Here is a 16,958-nt window from a genome sequence, read left to right on the forward strand (position 1 = left end):
GGGCACCTGAGAGCGAAGCCAACTAGGTGCTTTCGTCGTCAAAGGGAGCCGGGCCGGAAGGCGCTGGCGGTGAGCGAGGCGGCGCCGGCTTCCTCGCAGTAGCGGAATCCGACAGCGCCTGGCCTGTCAGTTCATCGAGGTTCTCGCGTAGCGCGTCGTTGATGATCCTGCGAGGATCATATTGCCGAGGGTCGAGCCTTTTCAGATCCAGATTCTCGAATTCATCACCGAGATCCTCGCGGAGCTGTTCTTCGGCATCAGCGGCGAGACGGCGCAGCTGCCGAATCAGCGTGGCAGTTTTCCGCGCGTAGTCTGGCAGTTTCTCGGGCCCGAGCAGAACGGCCGCCAAGATAGCCAGGACGATGAATTCATTGCCGTTGATGCCTCTAATGCTCACGGGGAACCACCTCGCAATGTAGAGCTTGGACAGACGAAAGCAGCCGGGATTCCCGACGTTGCCCGCCTTGGCGCCGGGCTAGCCGCAACGATCCTGGTCGGCGTTGCGGCTGTCCAGCTGGATGGGCTTCTTCTCGGGCCGCTTCAGAGCCTGGTAGTCCTGGCCCAGGATTAATTCGATGCTTTCGACCTCGGCGACCGAGGCCTTGATATCGAGATTCATTGCTTTTGCGAAAGCAGCGGCCGTTCTCCTGGTGTCATCGGTGTCCGGAATCAGCAGCTTGGACTGCGCCTGCAAAGTCGCGGCGGTTGCTATCGAGATGACCGTGTAGCCCTGCTTCGTGGCGTCGTTCGCGAACTGTCCGGCAAGACCGCTCACGTGCGCGCCGTTGACGATGCTCAGAGGCAGCTTCCGGTTGGCGGATTGCTCAGCAGCAGATGTTCCGGTCGCGGAATCGGAATCGGGATTAACTGGGATGCCTTGCTTGATGCGTTCGAAGATGAGGGTTGCGTCAGGGGCCGGGACCAGCCGGTTGGCGTTTGATGGCGCGGGCTGGTTCGGCATGGTCATGAAGACGATCTTGTCAGTGGGGACCTCTTTGATCCTTGCTGCCAGTGGCCCAAGGTCCTGCAGCGAACTGAGCTGCGGGTCGACGGTCATCGAAGAGGTGGTGGCGGTTTCCGGCGAGCCGCCATGGGTGTCCGGCTCAAAGTGATGGGCCCAGCTTAAACACCGGGCTCCGCGCTGCCCGAGTCGATAAATCCGGGTGGCGCGGAGCCAGGCTGACGACGGACCATCGGTCCTTGGGGCATTAGCCCATGTGGATGACACCGAGGAGCATGCCTGAAGCAAGCATGACCAAGGAGACCACCAACGCGCGCCACAGCACCTTCTTGTGGTGATCGCCCAAGTCCACACGAGAGAGCGACACCAGCAGCAGGATGGCTGGAACGAGCGGAGACTGCATGTGCACTGGCTGACCGGTGATGGAGGCACGAGCCATATCCACCGCTGGAACACCGAAGTGCGCGCCGGCTTCAGCGAGAACTGGCAAGACACCGAAGTAGAAGGCGTCGTTGCTCATCAGGAAGGTGGCAGGAATCGAGATCAGGCCGGTCAGCACCGCCATGTAGGGGCCCATGGAGGAAGGAATGACATCCACCAGCCACTGGCTCATGGCATCAACCATGCCGGTGCCGGAGAGCACGCCGGTGAGCACTGCCGCAGCGAGCACCATGGAGACCACTGCAATGATTTCGCTGGAGTGCGAGGCAATCATCTTCACCTGGTCGGAGACCTTCGGGAAGTTGGCAATCAGCGCGATCGCGGTACCCACCATGAACAGGTATGGCAGCGGCATGACATCGACGACCAGCAGCACCATGATGGCGACGGTCAACGCAAGGTTGAAGTAGAACACCTTGGGGCGCAGGGTCTCGCGATCCGGATCCAGCACGGTGCCGTCCATGGTGGAGAATTCGGTGCCATCGCCCTTGCGGGCCACGGATTCCAGAACTGCCAGGTTGCCACCGGCAGGGGAGGTGCCGCCCGGGGTCTTTCCTCCGGTCGGGGTGGCAACGTTGCCGCCACCGAGCTCGGTGCCCCAGATTTCCGGACGCTCGCGCTGCAGGCGGCGGCGCTCGGAAACACCCATCTGCCATGCGAACAGGGCAATGACGATCAGGGCAATGCCCAGCGAAGGCAGCATCGGCACGAAGATTTCCGAAGCGTCCACACCCAGCGCCGCGGCGGCGCGGGCCGTTGGGCCGCCCCACGGAACGATGTTCAGGGTGCCGTTGGTCAGGCCGGCCACACAGGTCAGGACCACTGGGCTCATGCCCAGGCGCTGGTAGATCGGCAGCATGGCGGCGGTGACCACGATGAAGGTGGTCGATCCATCGCCATCCAGCGAGATGACCGCGGTGAGCAGCGCGGTGCCCATGACGACCTTGGCCGGGTCGTTGCCAACCAGTTTCTGGATGCCGGAGACCAGGCGGTCGAACAATCCGACATCGATCATGATGCCGAAATACATGATCGCGAACATCAGCAGGGCAGCGGTGCCGGACATGTCCTTGACTGCGTCCATGACCATATCGCCCAGGCCGAATCCGGCACCGGTGAACAGGCCGAAGATGGTCGGTACCAGAATCAATGCCAGCAAGGGCGTCATGCGCTTTGTCATGATCAGCACCATGAAGGTGGCGACCATGAGGAATCCGAGTGCAACAAGCATTGACCCGACCTCCATTTCAGTGTGAGTGAATCCTTTGGCCCCGCAAGCCGGGCGAGGCACTAATCCAAGGTACGTGGCGGTGCTCACTTTGCGCGTCTTGTGCTTATTGTTGAACGGTTATGTTCTTTGCCGTCTTTTTGCTCATTAAAATCATGAGCGTGCGAGGATGGGTTTATGCTGGGTGGCATGTTCCGTTCTGGCGCCGGCACCCGGCATTTCGCCTCCCGCATCATGCGACTGCAATTCCTTGTCGTAGGCGTCTTGATTGTCCTGGTTACCGCAGGAACGCTTTTCGCCAGCTATAACCGGGTGTATTCGAAAGCGGAGGACACTTCGCTGACCATCGCCCGCACCGTTGCGGTGCTGCCGGAAGTCGTCGAGCGGGTTTCACGCTACGCCCAGCAGGACAAGCTGGATCCGCAGGCACTCGCCGACGGCGATCTGCAACGTCTTGCTGATGCCGTCATCGAGCAGGAGCAAGCCTATTTCGTAGTGATCACCGAAGACCGCGGACTGCGCCTGAGCCATCCGAACCCCGAGGAACTGGGCAAGATGGTCTCCACCGACCCGGTCGCTTTGAAGGGCATCGAAGATGTTTCCCGGGAACACGGAACCCTGGGGGAATCGGTTCGCGCCAAGGTCCCGGTCTACAGCAGCGCTGGTGCCGTTGTCGGCGAGGTTTCCGTGGGCGTGACCACTGACTCCTTGACCGGGGCACTGCTCGGATCCTTCGCCTGGATTGTCTTGTTCGCGGCGCTCTCCGCGGCCCTGGCGGTATTTGCCGGGCGGGTGACCGTTCGACGCTTGAAACGCCAGACGCTGGGGCTGGAACCGGCCGAAATTGCCCAGCTGGTCAGGGATCAGCAGGCAGTGCTCTACGGTGTCACCGAAGGCGTCATGGGCATTGGCGCAGACAAGCGGATTACCGTGCGCAACAAGGCCGCCAGGCAGTTGCTGGGGCTGCCGCACCGCACCGAATTGGAAGATGTGGTGGGCCGCCACTTCGAATCCGCTGGCTTGGACCACCGGCTGGTCAAGGCGATCAAGGAATGCGACCCGGCACCTGTCCGTTTCGGAGCGAATGGCAACTCGCTCATTGCCCGCGTGACCAAGGTCGACCGTGACGGAGTGGATCTCGGGCTGGTCGTGCTGCTGCATGATGTCACCACGCTCGAAGCGCTGGGAACCAAGCTCGACGCGGTCCAGGACATGGCAGATGCCCTGCGCGCGCAGCGCCATGAATTCGCCAACCGCATGCATGCGGTTCTCGGCCTGATAAACCTGGGCAAGATTGAACAGGCCGAAGACTACCTGCGCGAGGTGATGGAAGCCGGGCCGAAGATCGCCCAGGTCCCCGGGCTGGAGGCTATCCAGGATGCCTACCTCGCGGCGTTCATCTCGGTGAAGGCCGTGCGCGCCCACGAGCTGGGCATCGAACTGCGGGTGTCTGGGCAATCCATGATCTTCGGCCATATTGCCTCGGCCCACGACGCCCAGGATGCCACTGCAGTCCTGGGCAATCTGCTGGACAACGCCTTCACTGCGGCTCTTCGCACGGACGCAGAACCCTGGGTGGAGATAGACCTGCTGTCGGAGGGGAGCACCTTGCACATTGCCGTGGCCGATTCAGGACCCGGCATCACCACTGACGAGGATATCTTCGCACGGGACGTCAGCACCGGATCCCACCTGGGCAATGAGCATGGTCAAGGCGTAGGGCTGCCGCTGATCAAGCGGCTGGCCCAAGCCCGCAGCGGGGATGTCTGGATCGCCGACCGCGGAACAGATGGATCCGGTGCAGTTTTTGCAGCACGATTGCCGGCGGTTCTGGTTGAGCCGGCCAGTTCAGTCAACCACTACAGTGAAGGAGCGCAACTTTGAGCGAGAACAGCAGCGGACATTTTCGGGTGCTGATCGTTGATGACGATTTCCGGGTCGGCGAGCTGCATGCGGAAATGGTCAATGCCATCCCCGGGTTCCAGGCTTTGGAACCTGTGCAGGATCCGCGCGTGGTCCCCAAACTGGTGCAGAGCCTGAAACCCGATTTGGTCCTGCTGGACCTCTACCTGCCGCATGTGAGCGGAATCGAGCTGCTGAGAGAACTCGATGTCGATGCGATCATGATCTCCGCGGCGATTGAGCCGAAGAACATCGACAAGGCGCTGCGCTCAGGCGCGCTGGCCTTCATCATCAAGCCTTTCGATGCCAAGACCCTGGCTTCCAAGCTCAAAGGCTGGGCGCGCTACCGCCGCCAATTGGCCGGGACCGCGGAGTTCAACCAGCAGGGCGTGGACCGGTTGTACCGGTCGCTCCAAGGCGGCGAGGAATCCAGTGCGTCAGTGGCCGCCGCCCCGACCGAGCATGCAGTGCTTTCCTGCGTGAAGGAAGCGGCCGAACCGATGAGCGTTGCCGAGGTTGCAGAAGCGGTGGGGGTTGCCCGTGCGACAGCGCAACGCTATTTGGCGGCGCTGGTGGCCAACGAATCCCTGGAGCTCCAGCTTGGATACGGAACCCGTGGCCGACCTGAACACCGATACGTGGCACGTTAGCGAAGGCACCCTAGGTGGCGTCCCAGACCCGGCGATAGAAAGAGATCTTCCGCTCATCCGGTTCGATGCCGTAGCCCGCGTAGACGTACTGTTCGAAACCAGGCCCGTAGTTCCACTCGGTGCTCCACGCGGCAATGGCCAGATCTGCCCAGCGGTCTGCGAGTCCCAGCATGCCCAAATCCACATGCGCGCTGAATTCATGGTCGTCGGTGATGATCGTGTTTGGCAGGCACGCATCGCCATGGCACACCACAAGATCCAGTTCCGGGGCGTTGTCGAGAAACTCGGCCTGCTGATCGGCTGGCAGATGCTGAATACGGGATTCCAGATCCCAGTCGAAAGGGCATGCTCCAATGGGCAAGGCATCGTGCATTTGCCGCAGTCCGTGGCCGACAGCTTGGGCTGAACGCGCAGGGTCGCTTTTGCCCAGGCTGCTGGCTGCGCTGTGCCCGTGCAATGCGGCGGTGATGAGCAGCTGGCCGTCAGCCTGTTCTTCGCAGGAGAGCACTTCTGGGACTCGAATGAATTTACCTGCCCATTTCATGCGCTGGGCTTCAGCCCTCAGATCGCCTTCCGCTTCCGGAGGGCATCCCGGTGACCACTTGGCGAAGCGTATCTGTTCGCCCGAGCCGATGCGGTAGGTGACTCCGCCAAGCGCATTTTGCCAGATACCCTCGATTTCTGCAGGACCAGCTGCTGCGCGCACCGCTGGGGGAACAGGATGATCCGCCGAGGGCGGGCCAGAAATCACTCGCGTTGAACTCATTGTCCAAGTCTGCCAGCAATTGGCGTTCCGGTGGCAGGCGGGAGGAACGCCAAGCGGCTTGCAAATTCGCGCAGGCGCGCTCGCTCGTGCACAGCCATTGGATTGCCAGGAATTAATTTCTTCTTGTGTTCATCTTGTCTCAAGGAAACGGCTGATCAAGTCGTGAACACTGAGGCGCATGACTGATATTTCGCGTCGCAAATTGCTCACCGGTGCTCTCGGTGCCAGCGCCCTGACCTTGGTCGGGCCGACGGGAGCAGCGCTGGCTTCCGGCAGCCCCCGCCTCGTGCGTTCCCGACTTGGCCTGACCAGCGGGTTTTCCATGGGTGATGTCTCCACCAGCAATGCCGTGCTCTGGGCCCGCAGCTCGGGCGAAGGCCGCTTGCGTGCTCAACTGCGCGCGGTAGACGAGACCGGAGAAATCATCCGTGGCCGTGGATCATTCGCCAGGACTCTGCGCGGCGCCTACGCCCGCGAGGCCACCGACTTCACCGCAAAGATCAATGCCCAGCATCTGCCTGCCGGAACCCGCTTCGCAGTCACCATCGGTTTTGAGGACGACAACGGAACCCTTGGCGAGACGCAGGATGGCTGGTTCAGCACCGCACCTGTACTGACCGGTCGCCGTAATCATGACGCCTCCCGAGCCCAAAGCTTCGTCTGGTCCGGCGACACCGCTGGCCAGGGCTGGGGCATCAATGAAGAGATCGGCGGCATGCGCGCCTACGCGGCCATGCATGCGACCAAGCCGGATTTCTTTGTGCACAGCGGCGACACCATCTACGCCGATGGCCCGATCGCCGCAGAGGTCGTGGAACCTGATGGCCAGATCTGGCGCAACCTGGTCACCGAGGAAGTCTCCAAGGTGGCCGAAACCTTGGACGAGTACCGCGGACGGCACCGCTACAACCTGATGGACCGCAACGTGCGGGCCATGTATTCCGAAGTTCCGGTGATTGCCCAGTGGGATGACCACGAGACCCACAACAACTGGTGGCCCGGCGAAATCATCGAAGATGAGCGCTACACCGTGCGCGATGTCAATACCTTGGCAGCTCGCGGACGCCAGGCCTGGCAGGAATACCAGCCCATCGCCGACCCGCGCGCCATGCGCTCAGGCACTGGTTTCGAGGCGGCTCGAATTTACCGCAAGATCTCCCGCGGCCCTGCGCTTGACCTGTTCGCGTTGGACATGCGCAGCTACAAGTCGGAGAACACCGCTGGAATGGAAGTGAAGTCCACATCCATTCTCGGCGAAGAACAGCTGAATTGGCTGGTGGATTCCCTGGCCAATTCCAAGGCCACCTGGAAGGTCATTCTCAATGACCTTCCGCTGGGCATCATCGTTCCAGATGGCAAAGCCCAGGAATCAATTTCCAACGCTGACCACGGGGCACCGCTGGGCCGCGAGCTGGAATTGGCCCGGTTGCTCAAGGCGATCAAGGACCGCGGCATCAAGAACGTCGTTTTCCTGACTGCCGATGTCCACTACTGCGCAGCCCACCACTACTCGCCCGAACGCGCGGCATTCCGCGAGTTCAATGAGTTCTGGGAATTCGTGGCCGGGCCAGTGAATGCCGGTTCCTTCGGGCCGAACCAGATGGACGGCACTTTCGGGCCGCGTGTGGACTTCTCGCTCGCAGGCACCACGAACCAGTCGCCGCGCGATGGCAAGGGCCAGTTCTTCGGCCACGTCGATCTTGACGAGCAGGACCTGTTCACCGTCACGCTGCGCAATGGGCTGGGCGACATCGTCTACACCAAGACGCTGGAACCGGCCAAATAGAAACCAAAATGAAGAACGCCTGCGAAACAGGAATTGTTTCGCAGGCGTTCTTCGCTTGGCTAATCAGCGCTTAGCGTCCGGTGCCGCCGTAGACGGTGGCTTCCACATCGGTATCGAGGTCGAATGCGGTGTGGATTGCGCGTACTGCGTCATTGAGCTTGTCGGCATCGGTGACCACCGAGATGCGGATTTCGGAGGTCGAGATCATGTCCACGTTCACGCCTGCGCGGTGCAGCGCTTCGAAGAAGGTGAAGGACACGCCTGGGTTCGAGCGCATGCCTGCACCGATCAGCGAGAGCTTGCCTACCTCGTCATTGTGCTCGATATCCTCGAAGCCGATTTCCGGCTTTGCGGTGTTCAGCGCTTCGAGCACATGCTTGGTTTCGGTCATCGGCAGGGTGAAGGAGATATCGGTGGCACCAGAGCCGCGGGTCGAGATGTTCTGCACAATCATGTCGATATTGGCTTGCGCAGCGGCGATCACACCGAAAATCTGTGCGGCCTTGCCCGGAATGTCAGGTACGCCAATGATGGTGACCTTGGCTTCGGAGTGGTCGTGGGCGACACCTGAGATGATTGGCTGTTCCAAGGGTTCTCCCTCTTGAATTTTGATTTTGTCTTCGGGATCCGGGAGCACCCAGGTGCCCTCGTTGGTGCTGAATGAGGAGCGCACGTGCAGCGGCACGCCGAAGCGGCGGGCGTATTCAACGCAGCGCAGGTGCAAGATCTTCGAGCCGCTGGCGGCCATTTCCAGCATTTCCTCGCTGGTGATCTTCTCGATCTTCTTTGCCGAGGAGACCACGCGTGGGTCGGCGGTGTAGACGCCGTCCACATCGGTGTAGATCTCGCAGACATCGGCGCCCAGAGCCGCGGCCAGTGCCACGGCAGTGGTGTCCGAGCCGCCACGGCCCATGGTGGTGATGTTCTTGGATTCCTTGCTCATGCCCTGGAATCCAGCGACGATGGCAACGAATCCGCGGTCGATGGCCCGGCGCACCCGCTGCGGGGAGACCTCCATGATGCGGGCCTTGCCGTGGGTTGAATCGGTGATCAGGCCTGCCTGCGAGCCGGTGAATGATGCGGCCTGCTCGCCGAACTGGTTGATGGCCATTGCCAGCAGCGACATCGAGATGCGTTCACCGGCGGAGAGCAGCATGTCCATTTCGCGGGCAGGTGCATCATCGGTGAGCTGGCCTGCCAGATCCAGCAGGTCATCGGTGGTGTCGCCCATTGCGGAAACAACGACGACGACGTCATGGCCCTTGGACTTGGTATCAATAATTCGGCGCGCTACACGCTTGATGCCGTCGGCATCTGAAACGGAAGAACCGCCAAATTTTTGAACAATTAGGCCCATGGGCACTCACTCCACCTGTTGAAAGCTGTGCCTCGCCGCCGGTGGTTGCTGATAGAACTTTGGCGTGAGGCATCTACCAGATAAATATTGTGACAGCTACGAGGTGCCATGTCCTAGTTGGGGCGGTAACCATTGGTCATATTGCCTAGAAACCCCAGTGTGAGTTGTCGAAAAGCGCTGGCTATCCCTTGAATTCAGCCAAAATTTGTCGCCAAAAGCTCTTCCATTCAGACACCTGCTCAGGTGTTTCAGCCTTAGTGATGTTTATGGCTACCGAGGATTTTTCTCCCTTGAGCCCAATGTCTACCTGTGCCTTGGTGCCATCGCTGAAGTCCGCCCGCCAGTAGCGCCAGCGCTCGGAACCGCTGGTGCGTGCAGGTTCGGATAGTTCGTTCCCGTTGAATTCCTTGCGGTCTTTCACGCAGGCGACCCAGCGCTCCAGTGCCGTATCCAAATCGGCATCGATGGTGCTGCTGACCGAGCCCTGGAAGGTGCCGTCCTGGGCTTGGCCAGGTACGCGCCTTCCGATGTGCTGCTCATAGGCCACCGCGACGGATTGGGCCCACCATTCTGGATTTTCGACTGCTGCGGGAATGCCGGTGATGGCCAGTTCGGCCATCTCCTTATGCGTCATCTCGTCGGCTCCGCCGGCACGCAGTTTGGCGCACCACTGGTCCCACTCGATGCCGGTGGCATTGGCGATGGCTGACGTGTTGCTGCTTTTGATTGCCATGAGCTCAGTCTACGACCCGCTTAGAGCTGCCGGTACTCGGAGGCAATGCGCCGGGCCCAGAGAAGCCTCTGGCTTTCATCACGGTCCTTCATCAGTGGAAGCAGCATCTGCACCTGTTCGCTCTGCTTCAAGTCGCGCAGGCCGGCGGCGTCCATCATGCCTGCCCATTCGCCCATGCTTGAACCGGTGTGGTCTTCGATTTTCTCTGCTCTGCTCAAGGATTCGCTCATGTGCATGAACGTAGCAACCCGAAACGACAGGATGGCTGCTGCACACTTCAGCGCGGAGGAATGCCCCTGCAAGCAAGGGAGTATAAGCTTCTCTGGCCGGTCTTCTCGGTATTTCCGAGAAGACCGGCCAGAGGGCGAAGCGAACTACAGGGACTGGATTTCCAAGTTCAAGCGACTGAGTAGATCGATGAGTTTCGACAGATCCTCGTCGTCCCAACCGGTCATCCGCGCGCGCAGTTCCGTGCGCCATCCTTGGAAGGTTTCATGCCACCGTTCTTCCGCAAGATCGGTAGGCAGGAGGTGGGACACCCGACGGTCTTCCGGATCGACTTCACGCTTGACCAATTCCAGTTGTTCCAGCTTCGTGATCATGCGCGACAGCGAGGCTTTGTCAACCAGCAGCCTTTCGCAGATTTCGGACTGGGTGATGCGCTGGCTGCGCAGAATCATGCCCAGAACCGGAAGGTGGCCCGGGGTGAGACGGCTTTCGAGCCGGGTGGCCAGTTCCCGCTTGGCCCGCGCCGTCAGCGCGATCAGCGAGAACAGCTCTTGTTCGGCACTTGCGGACAGATCGGGGCGTTCTGCCACCGGGGCGTCGCCAGCTTTGCTAGGAACCTGCACTGGATCTCCTAGCTGCCAGCTGGCTCTTCTGCCTTGCCTGCACCGTTGTCCTCAGCGTCCAGATCCTGCATGCGCTCGCTTGCGGTCTGGGTCTTCAGTGACTGGTTGGGGATCAGGCAGACAGCCACGACGACAATCAGCGACAGCGGAGCGGCAATGGCGAACAGCGAAGGCACTGCATTGCCGTAGATGGACTCGAAGATCACGCGGACCGGTTCAGGCATCGCTGCCACCGAAGGCAGGTTTCCGGATCCCAGAGCCGCGGTCAGTTCCTTGGCCTGGTCGCCCAGGGAGGCCAGGGCGGCGGCCAAATCGGACTGGCGGTCGGCGATCATGCTCGGCACGGTAGTCGCCAGTACGGCGCCCAGTCCCGCGGTACCTGCAGTTCCGCCGAGGGTGCGGAAGAAGTTCACGGCCGAGGAAGCTACGCCCAGTTCCTTGACGTGGACCGAGTTCTGCACCACCAGCACCATGTTCTGCATGACCAGGCCCATGCCGGCGCCGAGGATGAACATGTAGGCAGCGACCAGCGCATAGTTGGTGTCGTAGTGGATGGTTCCCAGCAGGAACAAGCCGATGACAACCAGCACAGAACCGGTGACGACCAGCGCCTTCCACTTGCCGGTGCGCGAGATCACCGCACCGCCGATGGTGGAGATGACCAGCAAGCCGCCCATCAGCGGGAAGGTCATCAGGCCGGCCATGGTCGCGCTCGCGCCGCGGGCCATGATCATGTACTGGCTGAGGAACACCGAGGTGCCGAACATCGAAACACCAATGGCCAACGAGGCGATGACAGCGAAGGTGAAGGTGCGGTTCTTGAACAGGCCCAGGCTCAGCAACGGCTCCGAGGCCTTGGTCTCAACCAGGATGAACAATGCCAGCAGGACTACCGCACCGGCGATCATCATGTAGCTGGTCGCCGAGGCCCACTCGAACTGGGAGCCGCCCAGCGACATCCAGATCAGCAGCAGCGAGACGCCGGCGGAAAGCAGGACGATGCCCCAGTAGTCGATCTTGACCTTGCGCTTGGCAATGGCGGGCAGATGCAAGGTGCGCTGGATCAGGATGACCGCAGCGATGGCGAAAGGCAAAGCGATGAAGAAGTTCCAGCGCCAGTTGATGGCGTCGGTAACGAAGCCGCCGATCAACGGGCCGCCCACGGTGGCAACGGCCATCACAGCGCCGAACAGGCCCATGTACTTGCCGCGTTCGCGAGGGGAGAGGAAGTCGGCCATGACAATCTGTGCCAGGGCGCCAACGCCACCGCCGGCCAGTCCCTGGACCACGCGCATGGCGATCAGGAAGCTGGTGTCCTGCGAGAAGCCCGCCGCGGCCGAGGCCAGGACGAAGATGGATAGCGAGATCTGCAGCAGCAGCTTGCGGTTGCCGAGGTCGGCGAGCTTGCCCCAGATTGGGGTGGCGATGGTGGTCGCCAGCAGCGTGGCGGTGACGACCCAGGTGTAGGAGGTCTGGCTGCCGTTGAGATCCGAAACGATCAGCGGCAGCGAGCTGGAAACAACGGTGTTGGCCAAGATGGAGACGAACATGCCCATCAAAATGCCCGTGAGGGCAGTGAGGATTTCGCGGTGAGTCATCTTGGGCTTGGCGACCGGTGCGGTTGCGGTCATGAAAGCTCCAAAAAATAGGGTCAGGCGTGGAAAGCCTGAATGGTTGATTGATGTCAACTATACGACGATAGTTGATCTTTATCAACTAAGCGTGTTTCGCCGCACATCGCGCTGCAGGAATAGAAAAATGCCCTGCACTCATGCCGGTAAACCGGTCGAATGCAGGGCGTTCAAAAACTGCGGGAATTAGTGGCTGCGGCGGCTGTCCATCTCGGGAACAACTGGATGCGACGGCGCGTCGCCGGTGTCGCCCGTGTCGCTGGCAACGCGCAGCAGGCGCGGCTCGGAAAGCTGCGCCTTCGGCTTTTCTGCGGCATCCCCAGCTTCTGCCTGCGGTGCTTCCTGCTCGGATTCCTGCTTCTCTGCCTTGAGCCGGGCCGGGCCGGGTGCGGTGCGACCGGCAGCCCGGCGTCCTTCGAAGGCGCGGGCCAAGGTCACTTCATCGGCGTATTCCAGATCGCCGCCCACCGGCAGGCCGGAAGCCAGACGGGTAATGCGGATGCCCAGGGGAGCCAGCGCGCGCACCAGGTACACGGCGGTGGCTTCGCCTTCGAGATTCGGGTCGGTGGCCAGGATCAGCTCGGTGATCGAGTCATCGGCCAAGCGGGTTACCAGCTCACGGATGTGCAGCTGTTCCGGGCCAATCCCTGCCAGCGGATTGATAGAACCGCCGAGCACGTGGTACTTGCCGGAGAACGCCCGGGTACGTTCAATGGCCAGGACGTCCTTGGACTCCTCCACGATGCAGATCATGGTGCCATCGCGGCGCTCATCGCGGCAAATGGCGCAGGTGTCCTGCTCCGAGATGTTGAAGCAGATCTCGCAGAATTTCACCTTGTCCTTGACCAGCTGGATCGAGGCGGCGAGCCGGGTCATGTCCTCGGCATCGGCATCGAGAATGTGGAAAGCAATGCGCTGAGCCGACTTCGGGCCGATGCCAGGCAAGCGACCGAGCTCGTCGATCAATTCCTGTACAGCACCTTCGTACACGTGCGCCTACTTTCTAGCTTGCTTCACTACCTTGAAATTGTTCCGTGGTACACCTTAGTGTCTCACTCCGACAGCTCGCCGTGGTGCCGGCTACAAGCTGCGTTTGATTTCCACTACATTCCCGTTCACGTCGCGCTGCTCGATGACCATCCCGCCAAGCAGGCGCTCCACGGCTGGAACGCCGATCAGTGCAGAGTCCTCGACCTCGATGTCATCGTCGCTGGGGACGAACTCCTCCGGATCCTGCACCGGGGCAGGATCGGGAGCCGATGCCGGGCCGCCCCAGCCGCGTGCCGACTGGGCAGGCGCTGGCGCGCTTGGTGCGTTCTTCGCCTGGTTCATCAGCTGCTGGTACCGGCTCATGCGGCCCGTGCTTGCCGGTGCCGATGCAGCGGGGGCTGGTTCAGGATCCGCCTGCGGAGCACCCCAGCGCGGTGCCGTCTCCGGAGCGGGTGCCGGGGCTGCTGGCGAAGGCGCCGGTGCAACCGGCTCCGGGCGGGGCTGCTCCTGCTCGCGTGGGCGAACCTGAGGCTGTGCAGGGGCGGGCGCAGGCTCCGGAACCGATCGCTCTGGAGCTTGCGGAGCCGGCTGCTCTGGTGCAGCAACCGCCAGATTCTCGAAGGAATCGGTGGTGCTGTCCGGGTGCAACGGAGTCGAAGACACCGGGCGCGCAATATTCGGAAATCCGCCTTCGGCCTGGCGCGCTGCCATGCCGGCAGTCATCCGGGGCTTGGGGGCTACCGGAGGCCCGTCGAAACTGCGTGGCGCACTGGTTGCCGGGGCGGGCGCCACCGGCTCTGGCTGGGAAGCCGGGGCCGGGGACTGCTGCTGCGGCTGAACCTGCGGTGCCGCCGGGGCGGGGCCATCCGGCGAATAGTACGGGTCATCCGAGAGCGGCGGCTCGTCGAAATACGGCTCTTCCGCGGGTGGCGGAACGTCATCGTAGGAGCTGGCGTACCCGTCATGGGCGCGTGGTGCAGGTGCGGCTGGTGCCGAGCTCTGCACCGCCGAGGCAGGACGCTGCTGCGGTGCCGGAGCGGCAGCTTGGGCCCGTGCTGCGGCGCGCGCAGCAGCCCCAGCAGAACTTACAGCCTTGGTGAACTTAGTTGGTGCTGGGGTTGGCGCCGGGATTGGCCGGCGCTCACCTTTTGGGGAACCACCACCATTGGGGTTGGATCCGCCTTCGGTCAGGACCACTTCGATTGGTGAACCTGCGACCTGGGAGAGGACTCCGGTCAATATATTCATCATGTCGGGCCGGTTGCGCAGATTCACGATGGGGCCAGTGTTGCTGAACGCCAAGGTAAGGGTACGGCCATCGAAGCCTGCCACGGAGCCATAGGTGGCGACCATGGAATGCAGGACACGCGAACTGCCCTGCAACTGCTGCAGGATCGTAGGCCAGGCCTGCTGAAACATCGCCACCGGCGAGCCGGCGCCCTGTGATGCTGGCTGCTGGCCCTGCGGGGTTCCGCCGGGCGCGCCGTGCTGAGGCTGCTGGGGAGACTGCGGCCGTTGTTGCTGTTGTGCTTGCTCGCGTTGTGCTTGTTCTTGTGCGGCGCGCTGTTGTGCTTCGCGTTCTGCTTGCTCGCGTTGTGCTTGTTCTTGTGCGGCGCGCTGTTGTGCTTCGCGTTCTGCTTGCTCGCGTTGTGCTTGTTCTTGCGTAGCACGCTGTTGTGCTTCGCGTTCATCCTGCTCGCGCTGGGCTTGTTCCTGCGTCGGATGGGCAGTGTTGCGCTGGGCATCCGTGCCAGTCTGGCTGGCCTCCGGCGCTTGTTGCGAGTGCTGCGGCTGGGCAGGCTGCGGTGCTTGGGCTGCGCGGTTGGCGGCAGCTCGACGTGCGAATTCGGCCATGGCAGGATTCTGCTTCACGTCATCGATGGAAACACCGGTGCCGAAGGACAAATCTTCACCGCTGGACGGATCAGGAACCAAGCTGAATGGTGCCACGCCTTCCGGACGGGCTGCCGGAATGCTCGGACCAGGTTGCACCTCGGTAGTCACCGAGCGGTTTTCGCCCTTTGGCCCCCAAGTTGCGCCCCAGTCAGCGGCTTCACCGGTGTTCAGGGAAGCTGCCGCACCAGGATCCAGCGGGGCATTTGGGTCATCATCAGCCGGCTGTGACTGTGGCTGTGGCTGCGACGGCATGGTCTGCTGCGGCTGCGCTTCCTGTGGGGCAGGAACCGGCCTTGAAGCCTGCTGCGGCTGCTCGGTGCGCTGAGCCTGAACTGGTTCTGTGTGCTGCGCAGGCTGCTGCATCGGTGTTGGAGCAGGGGAATCCTGCTCCTGCGGCTGAGCATGAGCCGACTGGACCTGTGGTGCCTGCTCTTCAGCCGGTTCCGGGGCCCCTCCGCGACGGGACTTGGCAGCGGCCAAGGCCTCGCGTACTGCGGCAGCGCCCTGACGCGCGGCGCCAGGATTCGGGGCAGCATTCGTTGAGGGTGCGGCACCCGCGGCATCGTCTTCATTAAGCGCAGGCAGTGCTCCACCGGTCATCGCATGGCGCTCCAGGCGATCCAGTCGCGCGGCGAACGAGCTGTCGGAGTTCTGCGAGCCTGGCAGCATCAAGCGCGCCGCCAGCAATTCCAAGTGCAGCCGAGGCGAGGTAGCGCCGGTCATCTCGCTCAGAGCCTTGTTGGTGACATCGGCCCATCGCGACAGTTCGCCTGCGCCGACCAGGCCCGCCTGCAAGTGCAGGGCTTCGAGCTGGTCTTCTGGCACGCCGCGCAAGATCTTCTCAAGGCCTTCGGGCATCGCCTTGGCAATGATCAGATCGCGGAAGCGCTCTAGCACATCTTCAACGAAGCGCCGAGGGTCCAGACCGGTCTGGATGATGCGGTCGATCGCACCGAACAGCCCGGCGCCATCGGATTCGTGCAATGACAAGGTGACCTCGTCGAGCAGCGTCGAGTGGGTATAGCCCAGCAGCGCAACCGCGGTCTCGTAGTCAAGGTTGCCATCGCGGGCGCCAGCGATCAGCTGATCCAGCACCGAGAGGGTATCGCGAACCGAACCGCCGCCAGCACGGATCACCAGTGGCAGTACGCCTTCGGCTACCGCGACGCTTTCGCGTTCGCAGAGCACCTGCAGGTACGCCAGCAGCGCCTCGGGTGGAACCAGGCGGAATGGGTAGTGGTGGGTACGCGAGCGGATGGTGCCAATGACCTTTTCCGGCTCGGTCGTCGCGAAGATGAACTTGATATGCGCCGGTGGTTCTTCAACGATCTTCAGCAGGGCGTTGAAGCCTGCCGCGGTGACCATATGGGCCTCATCGATGATGAAGATCTTGTAGCGGTCGCGGGTAGGCGCGAACGTTGCGCGCTCGCGCAGGTCGCGGGCATCATCGACGCCACCATGGCTGGCCGCATCGATCTCGATGACGTCCAGCGAACCTGGTCCGCCATTGGCCAGGTCCACGCAGCTTGGGCAGGTGCCGCAAGGAACCGGAGTCGGACCCTGCTCGCAGTTCAGGCAACGGGCAAGGATGCGGGCAGAGGTCGTCTTGCCACAGCCGCGCGGGCCGGAGAACAAGTACGCATGGTTGACGCGGTTCTTCTCCAGAGCCGTCATCAAGGGCGCAGTAACGTGCTCCTGCCCGATGACGTCGCCAAACGTATCGGGACGATATCTGCGATAAAGCGCTGTACTCACACCGGTTCCCT

At 62.1% G+C, this 16,958-nt stretch carries 14 protein-coding genes; 3 read left to right on the forward strand and 11 right to left on the reverse strand.

All coding sequences use genetic code 11. From position 1 onward, the window contains the following. Positions 1-22: 22 nt before the first annotated feature. From ACLQ8T_RS01510 to ACLQ8T_RS01520, 3 genes are all read right to left on the reverse strand, one after another. Positions 23-397, reverse strand: coding sequence for a Sec-independent protein translocase TatB (locus ACLQ8T_RS01510; RefSeq protein ID WP_413455464.1), 375 nt, complete (start codon positions 395-397; stop codon positions 23-25). A gap of 78 nt (positions 398-475) precedes the next feature. Further along, complete coding sequence (locus ACLQ8T_RS01515; RefSeq protein ID WP_413455465.1) at positions 476-1,228, reverse strand: LytR C-terminal domain-containing protein; 753 nt, start codon at positions 1,226-1,228, stop codon at positions 476-478. After that, complete coding sequence (locus tag ACLQ8T_RS01520) at positions 1,209-2,633, reverse strand: CitMHS family transporter (protein ID WP_413455466.1); 1,425 nt, start codon at positions 2,631-2,633, stop codon at positions 1,209-1,211. The genes ACLQ8T_RS01515 and ACLQ8T_RS01520 overlap by 20 nt, the downstream gene beginning before the upstream one ends. Positions 2,634-2,807: 174 nt before the next feature. On the opposite strand from ACLQ8T_RS01520, the gene ACLQ8T_RS01525 reads away from it, so the two are divergent. Together ACLQ8T_RS01525 and ACLQ8T_RS01530 are read left to right on the forward strand one after the other, a co-directional pair. Continuing rightward, positions 2,808-4,514 carry an ATP-binding protein gene (locus tag ACLQ8T_RS01525; RefSeq protein WP_413455467.1) on the forward strand — a complete coding sequence of 569 codons (1,707 nt, stop codon included), beginning with the start codon at positions 2,808-2,810 and terminating at the stop codon, positions 4,512-4,514. Then, complete coding sequence (locus tag ACLQ8T_RS01530) at positions 4,511-5,182, forward strand: response regulator (RefSeq protein WP_413455468.1); 672 nt, start codon at positions 4,511-4,513, stop codon at positions 5,180-5,182. The genes ACLQ8T_RS01525 and ACLQ8T_RS01530 overlap by 4 nt, the downstream gene beginning before the upstream one ends. A 10-nt stretch (positions 5,183-5,192) precedes the next feature. Here ACLQ8T_RS01530 and ACLQ8T_RS01535 read toward each other — a convergent pair whose 3' ends face one another. Continuing rightward, positions 5,193-5,948, reverse strand: coding sequence for a phosphotransferase (locus ACLQ8T_RS01535; protein ID WP_413455469.1), 756 nt, complete (start codon positions 5,946-5,948; stop codon positions 5,193-5,195). Between the two features lie 178 nt (positions 5,949-6,126). On the opposite strand from ACLQ8T_RS01535, the gene ACLQ8T_RS01540 reads away from it, so the two are divergent. Continuing rightward, complete coding sequence (locus ACLQ8T_RS01540) at positions 6,127-7,734, forward strand: alkaline phosphatase D family protein (RefSeq protein WP_413455470.1); 1,608 nt, start codon at positions 6,127-6,129, stop codon at positions 7,732-7,734. 70 nt (positions 7,735-7,804) lie between these two features. On the opposite strand, the gene ACLQ8T_RS01545 is transcribed toward ACLQ8T_RS01540, so the two are convergent. The 7 genes from ACLQ8T_RS01545 to ACLQ8T_RS01575 form a co-directional block, all read right to left on the reverse strand. Beyond that, complete coding sequence (locus tag ACLQ8T_RS01545; protein WP_204720180.1) at positions 7,805-9,091, reverse strand: aspartate kinase; 1,287 nt, start codon at positions 9,089-9,091, stop codon at positions 7,805-7,807. 181 nt (positions 9,092-9,272) lie between these two features. After that, positions 9,273-9,824: a hypothetical protein gene (locus ACLQ8T_RS01550; RefSeq protein ID WP_413455471.1), complete on the reverse strand. Its 552-nt coding sequence runs from the start codon at positions 9,822-9,824 to the stop codon at positions 9,273-9,275. Positions 9,825-9,844: 20 nt separating this feature from the next. After that, positions 9,845-10,042: a hypothetical protein gene (locus ACLQ8T_RS01555; RefSeq protein WP_413455472.1), complete on the reverse strand. Its 198-nt coding sequence runs from the start codon at positions 10,040-10,042 to the stop codon at positions 9,845-9,847. A gap of 156 nt (positions 10,043-10,198) precedes the next feature. Continuing rightward, positions 10,199-10,675, reverse strand: coding sequence for a MarR family transcriptional regulator (locus ACLQ8T_RS01560; protein WP_204720186.1), 477 nt, complete (start codon positions 10,673-10,675; stop codon positions 10,199-10,201). Positions 10,676-10,683: 8 nt separating this feature from the next. Next, positions 10,684-12,306: an MFS transporter gene (locus tag ACLQ8T_RS01565; protein ID WP_413455473.1), complete on the reverse strand. Its 1,623-nt coding sequence runs from the start codon at positions 12,304-12,306 to the stop codon at positions 10,684-10,686. Positions 12,307-12,492: 186 nt separating this feature from the next. Beyond that, a complete protein-coding gene (gene recR / locus ACLQ8T_RS01570; protein ID WP_413455474.1) occupies positions 12,493-13,296 on the reverse strand; it encodes a recombination mediator RecR in 804 nt (267 codons plus the stop codon). 90 nt (positions 13,297-13,386) lie between these two features. Further along, entirely contained in the window at positions 13,387-16,947 is a 3,561-nt protein-coding gene (locus tag ACLQ8T_RS01575) for a DNA polymerase III subunit gamma and tau (protein ID WP_413455475.1), read from the reverse strand. Between the last annotated feature and the right edge of the window lie 11 nt (positions 16,948-16,958).

The organism is Glutamicibacter sp. FR1, from assembly GCF_047300825.1.
In the GTDB taxonomy this organism is placed as follows: domain Bacteria; phylum Actinomycetota; class Actinomycetes; order Actinomycetales; family Micrococcaceae; genus Glutamicibacter; species Glutamicibacter nicotianae.

Bases quoted from the DNA above. Each gene is read 5' to 3' on its own strand.
- ACLQ8T_RS01550 (WP_413455471.1), bottom strand. From the start codon at position 9,824: ATGGCAATCAAAAGCAGCAACACGTCAGCCATCGCCAATGCCACCGGC.
- ACLQ8T_RS01535 (WP_413455469.1), bottom strand. From the start codon at position 5,948: ATGAGTTCAACGCGAGTGATTTCTGGCCCGCCCTCGGCGGATCATCCT.
- ACLQ8T_RS01520 (WP_413455466.1), bottom strand. From the start codon at position 2,633: ATGCTTGTTGCACTCGGATTCCTCATGGTCGCCACCTTCATGGTGCTG.
- ACLQ8T_RS01540 (WP_413455470.1), top strand. From the start codon at position 6,127: ATGACTGATATTTCGCGTCGCAAATTGCTCACCGGTGCTCTCGGTGCC.
- ACLQ8T_RS01525 (WP_413455467.1), top strand. From the start codon at position 2,808: ATGCTGGGTGGCATGTTCCGTTCTGGCGCCGGCACCCGGCATTTCGCC.
- ACLQ8T_RS01565 (WP_413455473.1), bottom strand. From the start codon at position 12,306: ATGACCGCAACCGCACCGGTCGCCAAGCCCAAGATGACTCACCGCGAA.
- ACLQ8T_RS01545 (WP_204720180.1), bottom strand. From the start codon at position 9,091: ATGGGCCTAATTGTTCAAAAATTTGGCGGTTCTTCCGTTTCAGATGCC.